This window comes from Corallococcus sp. 4LFB (assembly GCF_046520365.1).
Lineage (GTDB): Bacteria > Myxococcota > Myxococcia > Myxococcales > Myxococcaceae > Corallococcus > Corallococcus caeni.
The window spans coordinates 1-22,745 of record NZ_JBKGHJ010000074.1; the positions used below are offsets into that span (position 1 = coordinate 1).

The window sequence follows — 22,745 nt, forward strand, 5'->3', positions numbered from 1 at the left end:
GGAGGACCGCGGCGCCGAAGCGAACGGCAGGCGCCGGTGCTGGCGCGGCTGCGCGCGTGCGCGACGCGGGACAGGCGCACCCAGCCGCTGGACCGCGTGGCCTCGAGCCTCGTCCACATGCACACCCACCGGCTGCTGCGCACCGCCGCCCGCGCGCGGGAGCCGGTCCTCTACGACCTCCTCCACCGCCTCTACACATCGCGGCGGGCCCGCGAGAAGAAGCAGCCCTGACATGACCCGTCCGGCGCCCTGCCTCCGTATCCCGTGCAGGAGACCAACGACATGGCACAGCCGATGTACACCGGACAGGTCCGCACCGTGGGGGAGAGCATGGCCCGCAGCACCACGGAGGCGCAGGCGTTCAAGATCTTCATGGACGAGCCCGTGGAGCTGGGCGGCCAGAACGGCGCGCCCAGCCCGCTCGACTTCATCCTCGCAGCGCACGCGGGCTGCCTGAACTACATGACCTTCTTCATTGCCCGCGAGCTGGGCATCCCCGTCACCGGCACCGAAATCACCGTGAAGGGCTCCCTGGACCCCGCGAAGTTCGCCGGCACCAACCGTGAAGTCCGCGCCGGCTACCAGTCCCTCACCGCCACCATCCACGTGAAGGGCGACGTCACCCAGGAACAGCTCGCCCAGCTGCTGCGCGAGGTGGAGACGCGCTGCCCCGTCAGCGACAACCTGGCCCACGCCACCCCCATCCACCTCTCCATGGTGCCCGCCGCATAGGTCCGCTCCCCAACGTCCAGTCCCACGACGGGCCCAGGCGCCGGGCCCGTCGCGCGTTCCCACCCCAGGTCGCCTTGACTTCAAAATTACGCAGGTAATATTACGCACGAAATCAAAGGAGCCGCACATGACCGCCAGCTACATCATCGACGCCGTCCGGACCCCGCGCGGGCGCGGGAAGATGGGAAAGGGAGCCCTGACGGGGCTGCACCCGCAGGAGCTGCTCGCGCAGACGCTCAACGCGCTCCAGCGGCGCGGCGGCTGGGACGCTCGCGAGGTGGGGGACGTCATCGCGGGGTGCGTGTCGCAGGTGAACGAGCAGGGCGCGAACATCGCGCGCAACGCCGTGCTGGCGGCGGGCTGGCCGCAGGACGTGTCCGCCGTGTCGCTCAACCGCTTCTGCGGCTCCGGGCTCCAGGCGGTGAACTTCGGCGCGATGGGCGTGGCCTCCGGCGCCATGGACTTCGTGGTGACGGGCGGCGTGGAGAGCATGTCGCACCTGTCGCTGGGCGCGGACGGCGGCGGTCAGGACGGCGGCAACGTGCGGCTGCGCGAGCGCGTCTACCAGGTGCCCCAGGGCATCAGCGCGGACCTCATCGCGACCCTGGAGGGCATCACCCGCGAGGACGTGGACGCCTGGGCCCTGCGCTCGCAGCGCCAGGCGGCCCGCGCCATCGAGGAGAACCGCTTCGCGAAGGCCCTCTTCGCGGTGAAGGACCCGGCCACCGGCGCCGTGCTGCTGGAGCGCGACGAGTACCCGCGCCCGGACACCACCGCGCAGGGCCTGGCCGCGCTCAAGCCCGCGTTCGTCGCCATGGGTGAGACGGCCGTGGGCCCGAACGGTGAGACGCTGGACGGCATCGCGCTGGCCGCCTACCCACGGGCGAAGCACATCCAGCACGTGCACACCGCGGGCAACTCCAGCGGCATCGTGGACGGGGCCGCCGTGGTGGCGCTGGCGTCGGAGCGCTACGTGAAGACCCAGGGGCTCAAGCCCCGCGCCCGCATCCGCGCCATGGCGACGCTGGGCACGGAGCCGCTCCTCATGCTCACCGCCCCCGCGCCCGTGAGCGAGAAGGCCCTGCGCATGGCCGGCATGAAGGCCCGCGACATCGACCTGTGGGAGATCAACGAGGCGTTCGCCGCCGTCGTGATTCAGACGACGCGCGCGCTGGGCATCGACCCGGAGCGGGTGAACGTCAACGGCGGCGCCATCGCCATGGGCCACCCGCTGGGCGCCACCGGCGCGATGCTGCTGGGCACCGCCCTGGACGAACTGGAGCGCACGGGCAAGCAGACGGCGCTCATCACCATGTGCATCGGCGGCGGCCAGGGCATCGCCACCATCATCGAGCGCGTGTAGCGCTCAGCCATCATCGAGCACGTGTAGCGCCCGGCGCTCCCGGCAGGACCTCCGGGAGCGCCAGCGCGCCTTGCGCCGCGGAGAGGCTTCGCGCCTACGGCAGGTACTTCCACGCCGCCGTCACCGCCGGCTGGAAGCAGTGCACGTGGGCCTTGGTGGCGCTGGGAATCTCCTGCACGACGCCGGCCCCGTAGCCCTGCGCGCGGCACCACTGGCTCACCTCCAGGCGGGAGCCCGGGGCGGTGTAGTCACCCGTGCTGGACACCGGCCCCAGCACGGACCGCTCCACGTCCGTCTGGAGCCCGGAGTTGAAGCAGCCCACCCAGGGCCGGGACGTCACCTCGAACACCTGCCCCGTCGTCCAACCCTGACGGTTGCAGAAGCGGTGCGCCGCGGCGGTGCAGTGGGTGCTCGTCACGCCGCGCTCGTCGGTGCAGCCCGCGTGGATGCGGGACAGCTCCTCGAACGTCACCGCCACGCTCTCGTGCTGGATGGGCGCGCAGGCCACCGTCAGGTCCGTGGCCGTGGACGACACCGGCACGCCCGACAACGAGATGGGCGGGCGGTTGCTGACGAGCTGCTGGAGGGTGTCCCAGGTGTTGGTGGCGTTCGCCAGCGCGTCGCCCGCCCCCCGCTGCGCGCACACCCGGTGCATCGCGGACAGGCACGCGGCTGAGTTCAAGGCCTGCGTCCCGTTGCACGCGGGCGCCTGGGCGCTCATCGCGAACTGGCCCGCGGAGGGTGAGTGCTGGATGGCCTCCTCGCGGCAGTTGGCGCCGTGCGCGGTGAGGCAGATGCTGCGGTTGGAGCGCGCGTGCGTGAAGATGCGCACCTCGTCGATGGCGCCCCGGAACGAGCCCTCGCCGTTGGCCGGGCAGCGCTGCGTGTCCAGGTTCGCGCCCGCGCCGATGTAGAGCGTCCCCGTGCCCAGCCGGGCCGTCCCCGGCGCGACGGGCAGCGCGCGGTTCGTGGGCACGCCGTTGAGGTATTCGTTGAAGACGCCGGTGGTGCCGTCCCACGTATAGGCCAGGTGGCTCCACTGCCCCACCGGCAGCACCGGGCCGCCGCCCAGCCGCACGCGCTGGCCGTTGACGACCAGCGAGAACTGCGGCTGGTTGCTGGCCTCGTAGATGAGGTCCAGCCCGCCCGCCTTCTGCATCAGGTAGCGGTAGGGATTGCCGGTGGTGCAGCCCTGCTGGATGTCCGCGTCCGGCCGCACCGCGAGCTCCACCGACAGCGCGCGCACGGCCGCGCCCACGCCGGGCACCGTGCCGGAGGCGTCCGCCAGGTTCACCGCGAGCGCGCCGCCGCCGGGCACCACCAGCGCCTTGCCCTTGCCGTGCGGCTGCCACAGCGAGTCCGGCGAGGAGCGCGTCAGCGCGTTGCCCGGGGAGATGGAGGCGCTCCCCACCAGCGTGCCGGTGAAGAAGTGGCCGGAGAGGTCCGGCGTGCGCGTCAGGTCATACGCGCCCGCGCGCGTGACGAGCTCGTTCATGGGCAGGAACAGCAGATGGAAGGGGTCCATCAGCTCGCCCAGGTCCACCTCGTTGTAGTCCGCCGTGTTGCTGCCAAAGAGGGCCAGCACGTCGTGCGTCTTGGTGACGGGCAGGTAGTGCGCCGCGTTGCTCTGGCCGGGCGGGAAGTTCTGCAATGGCAGACGCTCCTGCTCGAAGTTCCACATGGGCCCCGAGTAGAAGAGGTGCGCGATGTCCATGCGGTCCGTGTTGAGCGCCCCGTCGATGTGGTACGCGGTCCAGTTCGTGTCCGCGCCCACCAGGCTCACCGCCTCGCGCCGCGCGCCGTCCGTGTACGTGACGGCGAGGTAGAGGAGGTTGCGGCCCTCGTGGTCCACCCACGCGTAGGCGCCGCGCACCAGCGCTCCGGACGCCGTGTCGCCGAAGTCCTCGCCCGTCGCGGCCTTCAGCCGCTTCCACGCCAGCGGGTAGCGCTTCACGCCCGCGTCCGGGTCGTTGAACATCATCGACAGCGGGCGCGGGTTGCTCCAGCCCGTAGCCGCGCACGGCGTGGGGTTGTACGCGTACATCATGTGGTCGATGCCGCCCGTGTTCGCGGGCGCGCCCTGGTAGATGAGCAGCCGGCCGTCGGACGTCATCGTCGGCTCGATGCCGCGAAGCGTGGCGCCGGTGACGGTGCGCAGCGTCTCCAGTGGGCCGGTGCTGAAGGACGCGATGTCCGCCCCCGTCGTGAAGGGCTGGGACACCCGGAGGTCGGACGTGCGCCGCCGGAAGACGTTGTCCCCGTTGAACATCATCGAGTCGAAGAGGTACGGCTGGTACACCGCGACGCCGCTCGACAGCACGTAGGGCTGCGCGGGGTTGGGGAAGCAGAACGCCAGCGCGTTCTCGCCGTTGCGCACGGCCACCGTCTTGCCCGCGGAGAAGGCCGCCGCGAACGACGGCTTGCCGGAGGCGTCGTACGTCACCGCCTCCGGACGGAACACCCGGGCAATCCATGTCGTGGTCGTCGTCGCATGGTCCTCGCGGATGTTGCCCACGAAGATGCGGCCGTCCACCGTCGACGAGTGCCCGTTCGCCCCGAAGGGCGTCGGGATGCGGGTGTTCACCAGCGACGGGCGCCCCTCCGCCAACACCGCCCCGGGCACGCCCGCGAGCAGCACGGTCAGACTCCAGATAAGTGAGTTTTTCATGGAAATTAGGTTAACCTCATTTCCATGCCCGGCCCAACCCGGCCGGGTCCCGCTCCCTGTCGGAGCCGGGCACACCTTCGAGGATGACGATGGCGGCGAGCGCCGGAAAGACGCTGTGGACGCTGGTGGCGGTACTGGGATTGACGGCGTGTGGCGGGGCCTCCGCTCCGGCCGGGGACGCGACGCTGACGACGCCGGTGGTGGCGGAGCGCGAGCAGTCCGCCACGGCGGCGCCGCTGGGCCAGACGGTGTGGCTGAAGGCGTGCGCGACGCAGAAGTACGTGTCCGCGGACAAGAACCTGGGCGCCACCGCGCCGCTGGTGGCCAACCGCGACAGCGCGCAGGGGTGGGAGCAGTTCCAGGTGGGCGACGCGGGCAATGACTTCATCTCGCTGCGCGTGCTGGAGACGGGCCTGTACGTGTCCGCGGATCCGAACGCGGGCGGACAGGTGACGGGCTTCCGCACGGCGGTGGGTGACTGGGAGCGCTTCACCTGGGTGCCCTTCCCCGACGGCACCGTGGGCCTCAAGGCGAAGAGCACGGGCCAGTACGTGTCCGCGGACATGAACCAGGGCGCCAGCGCGCCGCTGTACGCCAACCGCGCCACGGCCGGCTGCTGGGAGTCCTTCTCCTTCGGCGTCGTGGGCGGCGGCGAGGACCGCTGGGTGCAGATCTGGAGCGACGAGTTCGACGGCACCAGCGTCAACACCGCCAACTGGGCGCCCAACACGGCCGTGCACGTGAACAACGAGCAGCAGCAGTACACCAACTCCGGCGACAACATCTCCGTGAGCAACGGAACGCTGAAGCTCACCGCGCGCCTGCAGTGGAACAACGGCTACCCGTTCACCTCCGGCCGGCTGGAGAGCGCGGGCAAGCGGGAGTTCAGCCACGGCCGCATCGAGGCGCGCATCAAGCTGCCGGTGGGCGCGGGCCTGTGGCCGGCGTTCTGGCTGCTGGGCAATGACATCAACACCGTGGGCTGGCCGGCGTGCGGGGAGCTCGACATCATGGAGAACGTCGGCTACGGCGACTGGACGTCCGGCGCGCTGCACGGCCCGGGCTACTCCGGCAACACGCCCATCAACGGCCGCTTCTATCCGTCGTCCAGCGTGAGCAACTGGCACGTGTACCGCACGGAGTACTCGTCCTCGGACATCAAGTGGTACATCGACGGCGCGCTGGTGAAGACCACGACGCGCACGGAGGTGCAGCGCTACGGCGCGTGGGCCTACGACAAGCCCATGTACATCATCCTCAACCTCGCGGTGGGCGGCGGCTATCCCTTCGGCGTGAACGGCGCCTCGACGCCGTACTACGGCGTGCCGCAGTCCACGGTGGACCTGGTGCGCAACGCGCCGCAGACCATGGAAGTGGACTGGGTGCGCGCCTACCAGTGGCGGTAGGCTTTCCGGCATGACGCTCCCGCCCCTCCTCCTCTTGGCTGACAGCGCCCCGCTGTTCTGGCGCGTGGAGGGGCGCCCCTTCCTGGACTACGTGCGCGTGCTCACCGGCGCGGAGCTGCGCGTGCCGCAGGTGAAGGCCGCCTACCTGGGCGCGTCCAACGGCGGCCAGCCGGAGTTCTACGACCTCTTCGTCGCGGCCATGGAGGGCATCGGCCTCACGCGGTGCCGGAGCATCCCGGCCGCGCCCTCCGGTGAGGACCTGGCGTGGCTGCAGGAGGCCGACGTCATCCTGCTCGCGGGCGGCGACCCGCGCGTGGGCTGGGACGCGTTCCAGGCGCACGGCGTGGACGCCCTCCTGCGCGAGCGGCACCAGGCCGGCGCCGTGCTGATGGGCGTGTCCGCCGGGGCCATGCACCTGGGCCTGGGCGCGTGGTGCGACGACCTGCCCGTCGAAGGCGAGCCCTTCCCGACGCTGGGCCTGGTGCCCTACCTCATCGGCGTGCACGAGCCGCCCGAGTGGCCGGGCCTCAAGCTCGCCGTGCGGCGCATGGGGTTGCCCACGCGCGGGCTGGGCATTCCCCGGGGCGGCGGCGTGCTGCTGCACGCGGACGGCAGCGTGGAGCCGTGCGGCAGCCGGTGGTGGACGTCACGGTGGACGTGGAGGACCGGCTGCACGAATCCCTGCTGCTGCCTCCAGCCACGCCGTACCGGGGCGAGCCTCCCGAGGCGCCGGTGGACCGGCGGACGCTCCAGTAGCGGACTCCCTTTCAAGGAACGACGATGGCGATGACGACCGGCAGGACGGCGGCCGCGTGGGCGCTGGTGGCGGGGCTCACGGCGTGCGCGGGGGCGCCGAAGCGCTCGGAGGCGGTGGCCGGCCAGGAGGACGGCTGGGTCCAGGTGTGGGGCGACGAGTTCAACGGCACGCAGGTGGACCCGGGCAACTGGACCCTCACCACCGACGTGCACGTGAACAACGAGCAGCAGCAGTACACGACGTCGCCGGACAACGTGTCGGTGAGCGGCGGCACGTTGAAGCTCACGGCGCGGATGCAGACGGCCAACGGGTATCCGTTCACGTCGGGCCGGGTGGAGAGCGCGGGCAAGCGGGAGTTCACGCACGGCCGCGTCGAGGCGCGCATCAAGCTGCCGGTGGGCGCGGGCCTCTGGCCGGCGTTCTGGATGCTGGGCAGCGACATCCGCGCGACGGGGTGGCCCGCGTGCGGGGAGCTCGACATCATGGAGAACGTCGGCTACGGCGACTGGGTGTCCGTCGCGCTGCATGGGCCGGGCTACAGCGGCAACACGCCCATCAACGGCCGCTTCTACCCGCGCACGCCGGTGAGCGACTGGCACGAGTACCGCGTGGAGACGTCGCCCCAGGCCATCCACTGGTTCATCGACGGCGAGCGCGTGAAGACCACGACGCGCGAGGAGGTGGAGCGCCACGGCGCGTGGGCCTACGACAAGCCCCTGTTCCTCATCCTCAACTTCGCGGTGGGCGGCGGCTACCCGGAGGGCGTCAACCACGCGAAGGAGCCGTACTTCGGCGTGCCCCAGGCCACCGCGGACCTGCTGCGCGCGGGGCCCCAGACGATGGAAGTGGACTGGGTGCGCGTCTCCGAAAAGCGCTGACGCCTCCCTCGAATGGGGGATGGTCCGCCCCGCACCGGGGTTTCTAGGGTGTTCCTCCTTGGGAGGAACAAGGCATGGCGGTCACGGTGGTGGTGGTGTCGGGGCCCATCGGCGCGGGGAAGACGACGCTCGCGCAGGGGCTGGCGCGGCGGTTCGGCGCGCTGCATCTCCACTCGAAGAACCTCCTGCGGGGGCACGGCGGGGACGGCTCCCGGCGGTCGCTCCAGGACTCGAGCGTCACGCGGGACCGCGAGACGGGGGGACGCTGGCTGGTGGAGGGAGTCGTCGCGGCCCTGCCGGGTCGGTGCCCGGCGGTGTCCGGCCGCGCGAACAAGACGTCCCGGCTGATCACCGTGGACGCGGTGAGCAGCAAGGCGCAGCTGGACGGCCTGCGCGCAAGGCCGGGGCTCCGCGTCGTGCACGTCCACCTGGAGGCGCCCGAGCCCGAGCAGGCCTTGCGCTGCTCGGAGCCGGACACCTTCGAGACGGACTGGGCGCATCCCGCCGAGCGCGCGGTCCATGAGCTGGCCTCGCTGGCGGAGCTCGTCGTCGACACGGCGAGGGTTCCGCCCGAGGCGGTGCTCGTGCGGGTGGCCAGCCGGCTCGGGCTCTACGGCCGGACCGGTGAGCGGCTCGTGGACCTCGTCATCCCGGGCCTCCATGGCGACGTGGACACGCGTCCCCTCACGGCGCAGCTCGCGCCCCACTACGAAGTGCTCCTCCGGATGGGGGTGCCGGACCCGGTGCCCTTGCGCGAGGAGCTGGAGGACGCCTTCGCCCGGCGACACCGCGTGCTCATCGAGAGCGCCGGGACGATGGCGAGCGTCTGCCTCGCGGCGACGGGCATCGCGCCGGGCCGGGTGCGGCGCATCGTCATGGTGTGCCGCTCCGAGGGGGCCTCGTTCAACTGGGTGGGGCTGCGCGAGGCCGCATCCTTCAACGGCCCCACGGACCTGGCGCTCGTGCTCGCGGGGGACCTGGCCTCCACCAACTGGGCCGCCCGGCGCTTCGACCAGCTCACTGACGCGGCCCGCCACCACCTGGAGGAGCTGGAGCGCGTCGCGGGTGCGCCGGTGTCGTTCCTCGCCCCCTCTCCCCAGGCCCGCCACCTCATCGAGCGGCGGCCCTGGTGAGCCCGGCGCTCACGAATCTTCCGAAACCCTTTCTGATTCTCCGGGTTGGTGTGTCCGTACAGCACCCGTTCCCGGAGCCCGCGTGCCCCTGCCTCCCCCCTCCCCGAGCCGATGGCTGCTGCCCGGGCTGCTGCTGCTCGGGTTCACGACCCCGGCCGTGGCCATGCCCACCGGCCCTGGCGCCTTCTGCGCGGAATCTCCCACCGCGCCCGCGTGCCAGGGCACCCAGCCCGCCTGCACCTACTGCCACGTGGCCCCGCCCCAGCGGAACGGCTACGGCGCCGCGCTGGAGCCGCACCTGGCCCCCGGCAAGCCGCGCCCCCTCTCCGAGGCGGACTTCGCGGCGGCCCTCCCCGCCGCGCTGCGCGCCATCGCCAGCGAGGACACCGACGGCGACGGCGCCCCCAACCAGTTCGAGGTCGAGCAGGGCTCGCTCCCCGGCGACGCCACCAGCGTCCCGCCCAGCGGCGTCTGCGGCGGCGGGGAGAACCCCCAGTTCAAGGTCTGCCAGTACGACCCGCGCTTCGTGTACCGCCGCATGCTCAGCGACTTCTGCGGCAGGTCCCCCACCTACGTCCAGGTGGCCACCTTCCTGGAGCTGGGCAGCGAGGACAAGCAGCGCGCCTTCATCGACCAGGAGCTGGACCGCTGCCTCCAGTCCGACTTCTGGCGCGGCAAGCACGGGCAGCTCTGGAAGGTCGCCCACCCGAAGATCCGCCCCGTCGGCTCCATCAAGTCCGGCGAGGACGCGGGCGTGATTCCGCTGGCGGACTACTACGACGACTACGCCCTCTTCACCTGGTCGCAGACGGACGACCACGACGCGCGCGACGTGCTCACCGCCGGCTTCTACGTGAAGCGCTCGGGCGAGAACCCCACCACGTACACCGCCGCCAACGGCCTCTCCTCCCAGTTCGTGGAGGCCTCGCGCCGCGCCGGCAACATGACGAGCGCGTGGACGCTCACCTCGTTCGTCATGTTCACCGCGCTGCCGCGCAACGCCGCGTCGCAGATGTACCGCGCGTACCTGGGCCTGGACATCGCGAAGCAGGAGGGCCTGCACAGCGTCCCCAACGAGCCGCGCGACTACGACGCCAAGGGCGTCCAGGCGCCCCAGTGCGCCGCGTGCCACGCGACGTTGGATCCGCTGTCGTATCCGTACCGCAACTACAACGGCCTGGGCGGGCTGCCCAACCGGTACATCCCCAACCGCCTGGAGCTGCTGTTCCCCAACGAGGTGGCCACCCTGAAGAACACGCCCGAGCAGGGCGTCATCCTGGGCCAGCCCGTGAACAACCTCACGGAGTGGGCGCGGGTGGCCGCCAACAGCGACGCCTTCGCCATCTCCACCGTCACCGACTACTGGAAGCTGCTCGTCGGCCACGCACCCTTGCCCGAGGAGAACGAGGAGTTCGTCCGCACCTGGCAGGCCTTCCGCACCACGCACGCCTACCGCGTGCAGAAGATGCTTCACGACCTCATCCGCACGGAGGCCTACGGTGCGCCCTGAACGCCTGCTGCTGACCTGTCTGCTCCTCACGGGCTGCTCCGACAAGCTGCCCACCGCCGTGGACCTGGGACCGGGCGCCAACCCCGGCGTGACGCCCGAATGGGATGGCGGCGTCGCGAAGTCCCAGAAGGGCAACCTGCGCTTCAAGGGGCCCGAGCGGCTGTCGCTCGACCTGGCCCAGGCGCTGGAGCTGCCTTCCACCGCCGTGTGCAACGAGCTGGGCCAGTACCCCTGCCAGACCGTGCACGGCGTGGCGCTGGGCGGCGTGGACCCCTACCAGCACAGCGTCTACGAGACGCCCACCGTCACGGGCGCCACCACGCCCATCGCCGTGGAGCGCACCGTGCTCTCCGCCTGCAACGCGCGCGTCGCGCTGGACGTGAGCACGCCGGCCTCCGCGGTGGTGTTCAAGGACGTGACCCTCACCGCGGACGGCAGGCTGGCGGACTCCGCGAGCCCCGCCGTGGCCACGGCGGTGACGTCCCTGGTGCGCCGCGCGTGGCTGCGCGACCCGACGCAGGCCGAGCGCGACACGCTGGTGCGCCTGTCCGCCGACGTGCAGGCCACGGGCGCGGCCACGCCGGGCGTCGCGTGGATGCAGGCCGCGTGTCTCGCCGTCTTCTCTTCCGCCGAAGCCGTCTTCTACTGAGGAACCCCTCCCATGACCCTCAAGACCACTGGCCGGCTGTCGCGACGGGAGATGCTGCGGGCGCTGTCGCTCTGCGCCGCGGGCACCACCCTCTCCCCCTTCCTCTCCGGCTGCCGGGAATCGCTCCAGACGCCCGAGTCCCTGGAGAAGCTGGGCCGCCAGCGCGCCGCGCTCGACGGCAAGCCGAAGTTCCTCATCGTCATCGGGGCGGCGGGGGGCGCGTCCATCGTGGACAGCTTCCTCGCGGTGCGCCAGTCCGAGTCCGCCAACGCCGCCGGGCTCAACACCTTCCCGGACGCGCAGGTGCAGGCCGTGGCGGGCAGCCCCTTCCGCGCGGTGAAGTACAGCAACTCGCGCCTGGGCAGCATCAACATCCCGGTCGCCACGGACCAGCTGGCGTTCGTGAAGAAGCACGCGAACGAGATGCTGGTGGCGACGTCCGTGGGCACGTCCGTGAACCACGGCATCGCGCAGAAGCGCTCGCTCACGGGCAACGGCGCCTGGCGGGGGCGCACGCTCCAGGAGGCCGTCGCGCTCCAGTGGGGCAGCGGCATGCCCCTGCCCAACGTCAACATGGGCACCGGCGGCTACGCCGAGCGCGGCACCGACGACAGCCTGCCCCTGTCCTGCTTCGGAGAAGCCGTGGTCAACCCGTCGCTGTGGCCCCTGGGGCTGGACGGCTCGCGAGGCATCACCGGGGCGCCGTCGAAGGACGTCCTCGCGCTGGCGCGGAGCACGCGGGACGCGCTGGATCAGAAGTCCATCTTCGGCCGCACCTTCCAGGACAGCGCCGCGCTGAAGCGCTGGAGCGAACAGCGCGGCGTGCAGCAGCCGAAGCTGGAGGCGCTGGACCTGATCACGAAGCTCAACATCCTGCCGGACCTGCCGCAGATTCCGTTGTCGAAGTACGGGCTGGAGTCCTCTCCGGACGGGGCGCGGCTGCGCGAGGTGTTCCCCGGCTTCTTCACGGACCCCGTGCAGGGCCAGGCGGCGCTGGCGTTCCTGCTGCTCAAGTACCGGGTGTCGGTGTCGGTGACGCTGGGGCCGGACTTCAACGTCGCGGTGGGCGGGCCCAACGGCATCGCGAACCCGCCGCTGGCGTTCGACATCAGCCACAACGACCACCGGGGCGGCCAGGCCTTCATGTGGGCGCGCATCCTGAACACGGTGGACTCGCTGATCACGCTGCTCAAGGCGGAGCCGTTCGACGCGACCTCCGGCGAGTCCATGTGGGACCGCACGCTCATCTACGTGGCCACGGAGTTCGGCCGCACGCGTCCGCGGCCTTCCGGCGCCACGGAGTTCGGGTCCGGTCACGACCTCAACAACGGCTTCCTGCTCCTGTCCCCCATGGTGAAGGGCAACACCGTGTTGGGAGGCGTGGACCCGAACACCACCCTCACCTACGGCTTCGACGCGAGGACCGGAGCGCCCCAGCCGAGCAAGGTGACGTCCAACGAGCCGGACATCTTCTCCGGCGTCCTCACCGCCATGGGCGCGGACCTGGGCGGCAGCGGCCTGCCGGACGCGAGCGCCTTCAAGCGGGCCTGAGTTTCAGCCGCCCTCAGCAGTTGTCCGTGGCCAACCTGCCTTGGTAGGTTGGCCATGCGATGCGAACCCGTCCACCCTTCCGGACCGCCCTGCTCTGCCTGTTCATGGCCTCCGCGGCCGTGGCCCGTGACCGCGAACCGGTCATCCGGCCCCTGCTGCTCTCAGAGCATCCTGGTGACGCCACCCACCGGGTCCATGTGCGGGGGCAGGTGGTCACGACGCTGCGGTTCGAGAAGGCCGTGGACGCCAGCAAGACGAAGCTGCTCGGGTGGGAGGGGCGCCTCGAACCCTTGGCGGTGGTCCGCAACAAGGTTGTTCTGGAGCCCATCCATGACCTCGCCGACGACGAAGGCATTCCCCTGATCGTGACGCTGGTGGATGGGACGGAGGTGGCGTTCCTCCTGCGTCCCCCGGGTTGGAGGCAATCGGATGGCGCGGACCAGCAGGTCGACGTGTTCAAGGATCCAGAGAGCTACGCGAGCATGCACGCGGCGCTGCGCCGGGCGATCAAGGAGAACTTCGCGCTGACCGAAGAGAACGAGCGCTACCGCAAGGAAGAGACCTCGGAGGACCATGCGCTCGCGGCGCTGCTGGCTTCAGAGGCCATCGCGCAGACACCGTTCAAGCTCGCGGACCGCTTTTCCGGCAAGGACGATGAGAGCGAGGTGGATGCCCAGGTGTTCCAGGGCAAGGGAAAGGTCGCGGTCGTCTTCAAGGTCAAGAACACCCACTCTCAAAAGCCCTGGAGCTTGAAGTCCGCGCGTCTGGTGACCAAGGACGGCGGTCATGCGCGAGCAGTCGCGATTCGCGTCACGACGCGCGAAATCGCGGTCGGCAGTTCCGGCGTGGTGGCCGCTGTCGTGGACAGCAGTGCCTTCATGGAAAAGGGCGTGTTGACGAGCCTCTTCCTTGAGATCTACCGCCAGGACGGCTTGAGGCAGGCGTTCGTCCAGCTAGATCCAGCGCTCCTGGCGCGATAAGAGCGCAAGGCATGGCATCCCGCACGTTCACGCTCCTGGGCTGCGCGGTCCTGCTCATGACGGCATCTGGCTGCCCGGGCACCGCGACGGGCAAGGTGGCCCTGCGCTCCGACGGCACGCCGGGACCGGAGGAATGTCCCGAAGAGGCCCGCAAGGCGATGAAGTACCTGCGGCTGTTCGTGGGGGATTCCGCCTGGGTTCAGCTCGACGCGAACCAGTCCCGTGCCTATCCCATCACCCTGTACGCCGGCCCCATCGAAAGTGTCCTCGAAGACAGCCTGGGCCCGCTTGAAGCACCTGCCCGCCTCTATGGACGCGTCTGGGCGGACGGGCCGCAGGCCGTGATCCGCTACTACGCGGCCCAACCCCTGGATGGAGGAGATCAGGTTCCCATCTGCGCGGTCGCGAGGCTCGGGCTCGGACAACTCCGGAAGCTGCCGGAGTCCAAGCCTGGAACGGCCGTGCTCGGTTCGCCTCGCGCGGGCGTCTACATCGTGAACGAGTTCCGGTAGGGCCTCCAAATGAGCGCAGGGGAGCACCTGCCCGACCAGCACATAAGGGATTTGGACATGGCAACCGCAAGGCCCGTGAATGCAGGCTCAAAGCACTGCCGCGATTGTGGGCGGCCCGTGACGCCGGCACTCAACCTCGTCATTTGCCAGAACACGCACCCGAAGCGTGTCTGCGCCAACTTGGCCGCGACGAATCGCCTTTACTGCGAGCACTGCGGGAGGGCGATTCAGGGAGCTCGGACCTGCGGAGCCTGCGGAAAGGCCCCGAGCTTCCCATGAGAAAGCCAGCAACGACACCGGCCAAGCGGCGACGCTGGCAACAGTGGGAGAACGACGAGATCGCCCGTGCGGCATGGGCCGTCTACCGCGCCATTGCCACGTCGCCCGAGGCGTGCCGAAACCTTTCAAGGCTGCTGGGGGGCACTCCCGAGGAGCGAGCGGACAACCTCCGGGCGGGCCTCAACGCCATCGCAGGGACCGTCACCCGTCGCCCTAAGCCGTCGAAGGATCTGCAACGTGCGATTCAGCAGGTTCGGTTGGAGATTGGCAGCCCACGGTCTCCTTCGGAGAATTCTGGCTGATGCTCGTCATCCAACCGCCGAAGAGCCCCGAGGCACGTCCCACCAGGAAGTTCCGGCGCTCAGCCCCAAATAGATGCTTTCCACCACCAGCGGATGGTCGTTGTTCGGCTATCCCAGCGAACCCGGTGGGGAGTGCGCCGGGGGCCGTGCCGGGCGCGGCCCTGGGAAACCTGTCCGACTGTCGGACAGGTTCCGGCACTGCGTCCCCGGAGGGGGGACCTGCTCAGCCGCCGTAGCAGTTCAGGGTCGAACCGCCGCAGTAGCTGGAGCCGGAGTTGCTCCAGGAGCCCGAGGAGTTGGTGCAGATCTGGTTCTGCCGGCGCTCCAGCGTGGGCGTGCAGCAGCCCACCTTGATGGTGCGCGTCTGGCCGGGGATGCAGCCGGCCTGGGCGGACACCTCCTGCGTGTCCTCCTGCGCCGGAGCGCCCTCGTCCGGCGCCTCCACGCCACAGCCCACGGTCCCCAGCAGACAGGCCGCCAGCAACAGGCCTCGCTTCAGCGTCTTCATGTGTCGCTCCCGGTTGTCGTGATTCACAGCGGTCCGGGACGTTATCAAGGACTCCCGGCTCAGCCAGGATTCCCAGGGTTGCCCGAACCCGGCAGTCGGGCCCACAACACCGTGGCGTTGGGCCGGGCGGGCTCCGGGGTGATGCCCAGCTTCTTGAAATCCTGCGAGTAGCGCGACCCCTTCAGCACCACCCCCCTGCGCGCCACGCGCCGCGCCTCCTCCACCGTCTCACGCGTCAGCGGCGCGTAGTCCGCGTGGCGGCGCAGCGCCTCGAACGCGGCGGAGGACTTTCGCTCGCGCTCGAACATCGGATCGAAGAGCACCACGTCGAACGCGCCGTCCGGCAGCGTGCGCAGGTACGCCGCCGCGTCCGCGTGCACCACGTCCACCGCGCAGGCAGCCGGGTGGCGCGGCAGTCCGGCCAGCCCGTGGTGCACCAGCAGGTAGAGCGCCGGGCTCTTCTCCAGCGCGGTGACATGGCCCGTGGGCCCCACCAGCCTCGCCGCCACCTGCGCGTCCGCGCCCAGCCCCAGGGTGCAGTCCAGCACGCGCTCCCCTTCGCGCAGGCCCGCGACGCGCAGGAGCTGGTCCTCCGTCACGCCCGCGTCCAGCTGCTTCACGCGCAGGTGCGCGAGCCCCGGTGAGAAGCGCAGCGTGCCTTCCGCGTCCACCAACGACACCGCCGTGGCTTCGAAGACGACCAACGCGTCCGCCGTGTCGGTGAGCAGCTTCTTCAAGGGCAGCTTGTGGTGGCGCTCCACATACGGCACGCCCACGGCCTCCGCCGCGCTCCGCGCACGCTGTGCGAGCTGTGCGTCCACCCGGTCCGACGTGGTGACCACCAGGGGCTTTCGGCAGGACGGCGGAGTCGCGGACATGGGGACGGTGCAGCCTACCCCGCGCGCAAGCCGTCCCTCCGGGCTCATTCCCCTGTCCGCTGCCCCTCACCCACCCTCCCCCGGGACGCATGGCGCCGCGCGTCGCGCCTTCTTACTCATTCGCCATCACGCGGGGATGTCATGGAAACCGCGTTACCACGGCCTTGCCGGTTCAGGGCCTGGAAGAGGGGGAAGGACATGCGACACCCACGAATGGCCCATGCGGGCGTGCTGGTGTTCAGCGTCGCGGGGCTGATGGCCATGGCCCTGCCGCGCATGGCGGGCACCGAGTCCCGGCCGCTGCTGGACGCGCCCCGCGCATCGCCCACGGGGATGGAGCCTCGCGCCGTGGCGTTGGGGGACCTGGACGCGGACGGGCACCTGGACGTCGTCACCGCCAACCACGCCGCGGGCACGGTGTCCGTGCTGCGGAGCCGGGGGGACGGGACGTTCGCGTCCAGCGTGGAGCAGCCCACCGGCGCGCGGCCCACCGCCGTCGCGGTGGCGGACCTGGACGGGGATGGCCACCTGGACGTTGTCACCAGCCACTTCGCGGGCACGGTGTCCGTGCTGCGGGGGCGCGGCGATGGGACGTTCGGCTCGCGCACCGAGCATCCGGTGGGCTCGGAGCCCACGTCCGTGGACGTGGGGGACTTCGACGGCGACGGACGCCTGGACGTCGTGACGGCGAACGAGCGGGACGACTCCGTGTCCGTGCTGCTGAACCGGGGCCCCGGGAAGTTCGCGCCCCGCAGGGCCGTGCCCACCGGCACCAATCCGTTCGCGGTGACGGTGGGCGACGTCAACCACGACGGCAAGGCGGACCTCGTCACCGCGAACTTCGTGGACACGGTGTCGGTGCTGCTGGGCAACGGCGACGGGACGTTCCGGCCTCGCGCGGACTTCGCGACGGGCAACGCGCCCTACTCGGTCGCGGTGGTGGACGTGGACGGCGACGGGAAGCAGGACCTGGTCACCGCGAACTTCCGGGGCCGGAGCGTGTCCGTGCTGCACGGAGATGGCACCGGCGCGTTCCCTTCGCGCGCGGACTTCCCCGTGCGGGGCGGGCCGTACCTCGTCGCGCCCGGCGACTTCAACGGCGACGGGACGCTGGACCTGGTCACCGCGAACTACGCGGAGGACACCGTGTCCCTCCTGCCCGGCCAGGGCCACGGCGCCTTCGGCAGGGACACGCTGCTGCCCACCGGCTCGGGGCCCGCGGCGGTCGCGGTGGGGCGGATTGACGGCGACCTCAAGCCGGACGTCGTCACGGCCAACTCCCGCGGCAATGACGTGTCCGTGCTGCGGGCCGCGGCCTCCGCGGACGTGGGGGTAACACTCACCGCCGTCCCGAGGCGGGGCGTGTCCGCGCCGCGCATCGACTACACGCTCACCGTCACCCAGCACGGGCCGGATCCGCTGGCCCGGGCCGTCATCACCGTGGCCCTGCCCCCGGGCCTGCTGGCCACCACCCAGGACTGCCACGTGACCTCCGGCGCCCTCCAGTGCGAGGTGGGGCCGCTGGCCGTGGGGGACACCGCCCGCCTGCGCTTCAGCGCGCCCCTGCCGCGCTCCAGCCTGGGCCTGTCCTACCGCATCACCGCCACGCGGACGCTCAGCATCCCCGCGGACCTCCAGCCCGCCAACGACGTCGCGAGCCAGGACTACGTGTCCCTGGGCGGGCTCGCGGCGACGTGGTGGTGAGCCCCTGAAACGCGGCGCCTCAGCGCGAGCGCTTCAGCTTGGACCACATGAGCCCGACGAAGGTGTCGGGGGCGGGCTCCGCGGTCATCAGCTCCTCGTCCTCGTGGCCGCGCACGGGGGGCGGCAGGGGCCTGGGGGCCACGGGAAACGGCAGGGGCTCGCTGCTGTTCAGCCCCTGCGCGTGGCGCTCCATCACCTCCGAGAAGGAGCGCCGGGGCGTGTTCCGGTCCGTCACCGGCGCGGCGCCCTCCACGCCCTGGAGGGCCCGGATGCGCAGGATGACGCTGGCGCCCTCGGCGCGCGAGATGCTCGTCACCCGTCCGATGGGCCCCTTCGGCCCGCGTCCCCGGCTCATCCGCACCCTCCCGGTCGCCCGGGACGTAACGCCGTCCGGGCCCCGCCGGCCACTGCCCGGCCCCCGGAGCCGCGGGATGGCCCGCCCGGCCGGCCGGTGTTCTCTGTCCGCTGAAACCGTCGCCAGGGGTCCCGCGTACCAGGGGAGTGCGCCCTTTTTCCGAAGGCGCCCGGAGGCTTCGCGTCCCATGTCGTCCGCCCGTGCAGTGTCGTCCCCCACCCTGCTGTCGGTGGCACGCCGGCTGTGGCCCGCCGCGCTGGTGCTGGCCGCCGCGCTGAGCGCGTGCACCGAGGCGCGCGGCGCTCCGCCCGGGACCCAGGCCGCGGTCACCGCGTCCGCCCCGGCGCGGGACGGCCGCAAGTACGCGAAGCCGTCCGACGCGGAGCTCAAGCGCACCCTGTCCCCCCTGGCCTACCAGGTGACGCAGCACGAGGGCACCGAGCCGCCCTTCCGCAACGCGTACTGGAACAACCACGAGGAGGGGCTCTACGTCGACGTGGTCAGCGGCGAGCCCCTGTTCTCCTCGCGCGACAAGTTCGAGTCCGGCACCGGCTGGCCCAGCTTCACCCGCCCCCTGGACAAGGCCCACGTGGTGGAGAAGCGCGACAGCACCCTGGGCATGGAGCGCGTGGAGGTGCGCTCGAAGGACGGGGACTCGCACCTGGGCCACGTCTTCGAGGACGGGCCGGAGCCCACGGGCCTGCGCTACTGCATCAACTCCGCGTCGCTGCGCTTCATCCCCGTGAACGAGCTGGCCGCGAAGGGCTATGGCGCGTGGCTGCCGTCCTTCGGCCGCGCGGCGCCCGGTGAGCCCCAGGGCGCGATGGCCCCCGCCGCGGGCGCCGTCGTGCTGGCGAAGGCGCAAGTCCCCACGGAGGCCGCGCGCGAGACGGCGTACCTGGCCGGGGGGTGCTTCTGGGGCATGGAGGACATCCTCCGCAAGATTCCGGGCGTCATCGACACGGAGGTCGGCTACACGGGCGGCGCGAAGAAGGGCGCCACCTACGACGACGTGCACACCGGGGAGACGGGGCACGCGGAGGCGGTGCGCGTCGTCTTCAACCCGAAGCTGCTGACGTACGAGGCGCTGCTGGAGCAGTGGTTCTTCCGCATGCACGACCCGACGACGCTCAACCGCCAGGGCAACGACGTGGGCACGCAGTACCGCTCCGCCATCTTCTACCTGTCGGACGCGCAGAAGCGGACGGCGGAGGCGGTGAAGGCCCGCGTGGACAGGTCCGGCAAGTGGTCCCGGCCCGTCGTCACGCAGATTGTCGCCGCCGGGGAGTGGGTGCCCGCCGAGGGCTACCACCAGGACTACCTGGTGAAGAACCCCGGCGGCTACACCTGCCACTACCTGCGCGACTGAAGAAGCACGGCCGCGCCCTCAGGCGGCGCGGTCGTGGGCCTCGAAGGTCATGCCCGCCTTGCGCAGGCGCTCCACCAGCACCATGCCCATGGCGGACGCGGGGGTGAGGACGCCGCCCCGCTTGGGGATGGTGTCGAAGGCGAGGCACAGCCCGGACTCCGCGAGCATGCGCGCCGTCGCCGCGTAGCCCGGGTCGCCCTGCGACGCGACCTTGCCCTCCACCTTCACGCGCTGGCCGCTCTTGGGCGAGTGGCCCTCGCCCAGGAGCTTGACTTCGAAGAGGCCGCGCTCGCGCACGGTGGCGGACGGGCCCTGCCCCGGCGCGGGCAGCACGTGCTTCTCCAAAAGCTCCCGCACGGGCTCCACGCTGGACACGGCCATGAAGCCGCCCAGCCCCGCGGTGGTCGCCGCGGCCAGCGCGAACCCCTTGGGCCCCGGGCCGAAGTCAGAGACCTCCGAGTAGAAGAAGTCGCGGCCCCACGGGAAGCCCAGGAGCGCGTTGGAGCGCCGCACGACGCGCGTGTTGACGGACGCCATCACGAAGGGCGCGGTCCACGTGCCCGTGTCCGGGCTCTTCTTCACCGTGGCCAGGTCGCGCTCCTCCTTGGTGCCACGGGAGGGCTCCGGGTCCAGCGCGTGGGCGCTGGTCAGCACCTTCTTGAGGGACGGGTCCGCCTTCACCGCCGCCAGGGTGTCCATCATGCTCGCGATGGTGCCGCCGCTGAAGCCGCCGCGCATGCGCGTCAGGTGGAAGCGCACCTGGTCGCAGTGGCCGCCGTGCTTCTCCCGCATGTAGTCCTGGAGCATCAGCGTGCCCAGGTCGGAGGGGATGGAGTCGAAGCCGCAGGTGTGCACGATGCGGGCGCCCGTCTCGCGCGCCCGCGCGTCGTGGGCGTCGATGGTCTTGCGCATCCACTGCACCTCGCCCGTCAGGTCGCAGTAGTCGGTGCCGGCGCGGACGCACGCGGCGACCAGCTCGTTGCCGTAGCGGGCGTAGGGGCCCACGGTGGAGATGATGACGCGCGTGCGCGCCACCAGCGCGTCCAGTGACGCCGCGTCCTTCGCGTCCGCGAGCACCACCGGCAGCTCCGCGAGCTCCGGCCGCACCTTCGCCAGCTCCGAGCGGACCTGCTCCAGCTTCGCCGCGTCGCGCCCGCCAATGGCCCACTTCGCGCGGTGGGTGTCGTGCGTGCGCGCCAGGTACTCCGCCACCAGGCGGCCGGTGAATCCCGTGGCGCCCCACAGGAGGATGTCGAATTCGGACTTCTTGTCGTGGGCCATGCTGCGGCGCGTAGCCGGACCCTCCATGTGCGCGCAAGCGCGATTCCACCGCCCGTGAACGCGCTGTGCAGGGCGCCACACCCGGGGCGCGTCAAGTGCGAAGGCGCAGCCGGAGGGGCCCGCGCGCGGTGGACGGGTCCACCACCCTGCCACCCTGGAGGATGTCCAGCGCGCCACGCGCGACCAGCCTGCGCGCCGCCTCGCGCACGGGCTCCATGCACGCGCGCCAGTCCTCCCCGCCGGAGGCCCGGGCGACCTCCGAGGGGCACACGGTGGCGCCGCCCGCCCGCTGGGAGAGCAGCTCCAGGATGCGCGCCTCCCACGGGGAGTCCCGCGCGCCGGCCCGCTTCCCCCGGCACGCGTCCGAGCAGTAGCGCACCTGCTCCCAGTCGCGCGCCCACTTCCGGCGCCAGGTGATGGCGCGGCCGCAGACGGCGCAGGGCTTGGGAGGCGGTGGGGAGGCCATGGGCCTCCCATCGATGCGCCCCGCCGCGCCGGGTTTCAACCCCGGCCGACGCCGAAGTAGGTGAAGCCCTCGCCGCGCGCCTGCTCCGGGTCGAAGACGTTGCGGCCGTCGAAGAGGACGGGGCGGCGCATCAGCGACTTCAGGCGGCGCAGGTCCGGGTGGCGGAACTCGCTCCACTCGGTGACGAGGAAGAGGCCGTCGGCCCCCTCCGCCGCGTCGTAGCAGGTGGAGGCGTACGACACGCGGTCCGCGAAGCAGCGCCGCGCGGCCTCGCCCGCCACCGGGTCGTGGCACTGCACGCGCGCGCCGCGTCCAGCAGCCCCTCGATGAGCTCCACGGACGGGGCCTCGCGCATGTCGTCCGTCCTCGGCTTGAAGGCCAGGCCCCACACCGCGAAGGTGTGGCGGGACAGGTCGCCGTAGTGCCGGAGCGCCTTGGCGAGCAGGCTCCTCTTCTGCCGGGCGTTGGTGGCCTCCACCGCGCGCAGCAGGTCCAGCTCCAGCCCCACGTCGCGCGCGGTGGCCATCAGCGCGCGCACGTCCTTGGGGAAGCAGCTGCCGCCGTAGCCGATGCCCGGGTGCAGGAACGCGTGGCCGATGCGCCGGTCCGCGCCCACGCCCCTGCGCACGTGGTCCGCGTCCGCGCCCACCCGCTCGCAGAGCGCGGCCACGTCGTTCATGAAGGAGATGCGCGTGGCGAGCATCGCGTTGGCGGCGTACTTCGTCAGCTCCGCGGAGCGCGTGTCCATGAACAGGATGGGGCTCTCCGTGCGCACGAAGGGCGCGTACAGCTCGCCCATGACGCGGCGGGCGCGCTCGGAGTCCGCGCCGATGACGACCCGGTCCGGCTTGAGGAAGTCCTCCAGCGCGGCGCCCTCCTTCATGAACTCCGGGTTGGAGACGACGTCGAAGTCGTGCACCGTGCTCCGGGCGATGACCGCGTGGACCCGGTCCGCCGTGCCCACCGGCACGGTGCTCTTGTCCACCACCACCGTGTAGTGCCGGAGCGCCCGGCCCACGGCTTCCGCGGCCGCGAGCACGTACTGGAGGTCAGCGCTCCCGGACTCCCCCATGGGCGTGCCCACCGCGATGAACACCACCGCCGCGGCCCCCACCGCCAGGGCCAGGTCGGTGGTGAAGCGCAGCCGCCCGGCCTCGCGGTTGCGGCGCACCAGCTCCTCCAGGCCCGGCTCGTAGAGGGGCAGCTCCCCGCGCTGGAGCGCCGCCACCTTCGCCTGCTCCACGTCCACGCACGTGACGTCGTGTCCGGACTCGGAGAAGCACGTGCCCGCGACCAGCCCCACATACCCCGTCCCGATGACGGCGATCCTCATCGTCCCCCTCCCCCCTTCGTGTCCCCGTCCCTTGCAGCTCATGGCGCGCGGCCGGACGCGGCCTCCCGCGCATACGCCTCCAGCGTCCGCGCGCGGTGCTCCGCCGTGTGCTCGGCGAGCACCCGCGCCCG

At 71.5% G+C, this 22,745-nt stretch carries 20 protein-coding genes and 1 pseudogene; 14 read left to right on the forward strand and 7 right to left on the reverse strand.

The genetic code is table 11. The features are described from left to right. From ACLEQD_RS10955 to ACLEQD_RS10965, 3 genes are all read left to right on the forward strand, one after another. The coding region (locus tag ACLEQD_RS10955) for a lantibiotic dehydratase C-terminal domain-containing protein (RefSeq protein WP_410383461.1) at window positions 1–231 on the forward strand (231 nt) is incomplete at its 5' end. Window positions 232–282: 51 nt separating this feature from the next. Further along, the gene (locus ACLEQD_RS10960) at window positions 283–732 is read left to right on the forward strand and encodes an OsmC family protein (protein ID WP_410383462.1); all 450 of its coding nucleotides are present in this window, start codon (window positions 283–285) and stop codon (window positions 730–732) included. A 127-nt stretch (window positions 733–859) separates the two neighbouring features. Further along, window positions 860–2,095: an acetyl-CoA C-acetyltransferase gene (locus ACLEQD_RS10965; protein ID WP_410383463.1), complete on the forward strand. Its 1,236-nt coding sequence runs from the start codon at window positions 860–862 to the stop codon at window positions 2,093–2,095. A gap of 94 nt (window positions 2,096–2,189) precedes the next feature. Here the strand turns inward: ACLEQD_RS10965 and ACLEQD_RS10970 are convergent, their stop codons facing one another. After that, window positions 2,190–4,763, reverse strand: a complete 2,574-nt coding sequence (locus tag ACLEQD_RS10970) for a LamG domain-containing protein (RefSeq protein WP_410383464.1) — start codon at window positions 4,761–4,763, stop codon at window positions 2,190–2,192. Window positions 4,764–4,852: 89 nt separating this feature from the next. Between ACLEQD_RS10970 and ACLEQD_RS10975 the strand changes: the two genes are divergently transcribed. The 9 genes from ACLEQD_RS10975 to ACLEQD_RS11015 all read left to right on the forward strand — a co-directional run bounded on the left by ACLEQD_RS10975 (window position 4,853) and on the right by ACLEQD_RS11015 (window position 14,139). Then, window positions 4,853–6,169, forward strand: coding sequence for a family 16 glycosylhydrolase (locus tag ACLEQD_RS10975; RefSeq protein WP_410383465.1), 1,317 nt, complete (start codon window positions 4,853–4,855; stop codon window positions 6,167–6,169). A gap of 10 nt (window positions 6,170–6,179) precedes the next feature. Further along, on the forward strand, window positions 6,180–6,959 hold the full coding sequence (locus ACLEQD_RS10980) for a Type 1 glutamine amidotransferase-like domain-containing protein (protein WP_410383466.1): 780 nt from the start codon (window positions 6,180–6,182) through the stop codon (window positions 6,957–6,959). After that, the gene (locus ACLEQD_RS10985; RefSeq protein ID WP_410383467.1) at window positions 6,950–7,804 is read left to right on the forward strand and encodes a family 16 glycosylhydrolase; all 855 of its coding nucleotides are present in this window, start codon (window positions 6,950–6,952) and stop codon (window positions 7,802–7,804) included. The genes ACLEQD_RS10980 and ACLEQD_RS10985 overlap by 10 nt, the downstream gene beginning before the upstream one ends. A 74-nt stretch (window positions 7,805–7,878) precedes the next feature. Continuing rightward, window positions 7,879–8,937, forward strand: coding sequence for a hypothetical protein (locus tag ACLEQD_RS10990; RefSeq protein WP_410383468.1), 1,059 nt, complete (start codon window positions 7,879–7,881; stop codon window positions 8,935–8,937). An 82-nt stretch (window positions 8,938–9,019) separates the two neighbouring features. After that, window positions 9,020–10,447 carry a hypothetical protein gene (locus ACLEQD_RS10995; RefSeq protein WP_410383469.1) on the forward strand — a complete coding sequence of 476 codons (1,428 nt, stop codon included), beginning with the start codon at window positions 9,020–9,022 and terminating at the stop codon, window positions 10,445–10,447. Further along, a complete protein-coding gene (locus ACLEQD_RS11000; protein ID WP_410383470.1) occupies window positions 10,437–11,096 on the forward strand; it encodes a hypothetical protein in 660 nt (219 codons plus the stop codon). Before ACLEQD_RS10995 ends, ACLEQD_RS11000 begins: the two co-directional genes overlap by 11 nt. 12 nt (window positions 11,097–11,108) lie before the next feature. Then, window positions 11,109–12,647, forward strand: coding sequence for a hypothetical protein (locus ACLEQD_RS11005; protein WP_410383471.1), 1,539 nt, complete (start codon window positions 11,109–11,111; stop codon window positions 12,645–12,647). Between the two features lie 59 nt (window positions 12,648–12,706). Next, window positions 12,707–13,627 carry a DUF2381 family protein gene (locus ACLEQD_RS11010; RefSeq protein WP_410383472.1) on the forward strand — a complete coding sequence of 307 codons (921 nt, stop codon included), beginning with the start codon at window positions 12,707–12,709 and terminating at the stop codon, window positions 13,625–13,627. An 11-nt stretch (window positions 13,628–13,638) separates the two neighbouring features. After that, window positions 13,639–14,139 (forward strand): hypothetical protein, encoded by a 501-nt coding sequence (locus ACLEQD_RS11015; protein WP_410383473.1) that lies wholly within the window; start codon window positions 13,639–13,641, stop codon window positions 14,137–14,139. 804 nt (window positions 14,140–14,943) lie between these two features. Here ACLEQD_RS11015 and ACLEQD_RS11020 read toward each other — a convergent pair. After that, window positions 14,944–15,228, reverse strand: coding sequence for a hypothetical protein (locus ACLEQD_RS11020; RefSeq protein WP_410383474.1), 285 nt, complete (start codon window positions 15,226–15,228; stop codon window positions 14,944–14,946). Window positions 15,229–15,287: 59 nt separating this feature from the next. Further along, on the reverse strand, window positions 15,288–16,106 hold the full coding sequence (locus ACLEQD_RS11025) for a class I SAM-dependent methyltransferase (RefSeq protein WP_410383475.1): 819 nt from the start codon (window positions 16,104–16,106) through the stop codon (window positions 15,288–15,290). Between the two features lie 198 nt (window positions 16,107–16,304). On the opposite strand from ACLEQD_RS11025, the gene ACLEQD_RS11030 reads away from it, so the two are divergent. Next, window positions 16,305–17,810 (forward strand): FG-GAP-like repeat-containing protein, encoded by a 1,506-nt coding sequence (locus ACLEQD_RS11030; RefSeq protein ID WP_410383476.1) that lies wholly within the window; start codon window positions 16,305–16,307, stop codon window positions 17,808–17,810. Between the two features lie 19 nt (window positions 17,811–17,829). Here the strand turns inward: ACLEQD_RS11030 and ACLEQD_RS11035 are convergent, their stop codons facing one another. Further along, window positions 17,830–18,165, reverse strand: coding sequence for a hypothetical protein (locus ACLEQD_RS11035; RefSeq protein WP_410383477.1), 336 nt, complete (start codon window positions 18,163–18,165; stop codon window positions 17,830–17,832). Window positions 18,166–18,352: 187 nt separating this feature from the next. Between ACLEQD_RS11035 and ACLEQD_RS11040 the strand changes: the two genes are divergently transcribed. Further along, window positions 18,353–19,534, forward strand: a complete 1,182-nt coding sequence (locus ACLEQD_RS11040; RefSeq protein WP_410383478.1) for a bifunctional methionine sulfoxide reductase B/A protein — start codon at window positions 18,353–18,355, stop codon at window positions 19,532–19,534. A gap of 18 nt (window positions 19,535–19,552) precedes the next feature. Here the strand turns inward: ACLEQD_RS11040 and ACLEQD_RS11045 are convergent, their stop codons facing one another. From ACLEQD_RS11045 to ACLEQD_RS11055, 3 genes and pseudogenes are all read right to left on the reverse strand, one after another. Further along, window positions 19,553–20,815, reverse strand: coding sequence for a saccharopine dehydrogenase family protein (locus ACLEQD_RS11045; RefSeq protein WP_410383479.1), 1,263 nt, complete (start codon window positions 20,813–20,815; stop codon window positions 19,553–19,555). Between the two features lie 91 nt (window positions 20,816–20,906). Continuing rightward, entirely contained in the window at window positions 20,907–21,281 is a 375-nt protein-coding gene (locus ACLEQD_RS11050; protein WP_410383480.1) for a DUF3253 domain-containing protein, read from the reverse strand. 35 nt (window positions 21,282–21,316) lie between these two features. Further along, window positions 21,317–22,614: pseudogene (locus ACLEQD_RS11055) on the reverse strand (UDP-glucose dehydrogenase family protein). Between the last annotated feature and the right edge of the window lie 131 nt (window positions 22,615–22,745).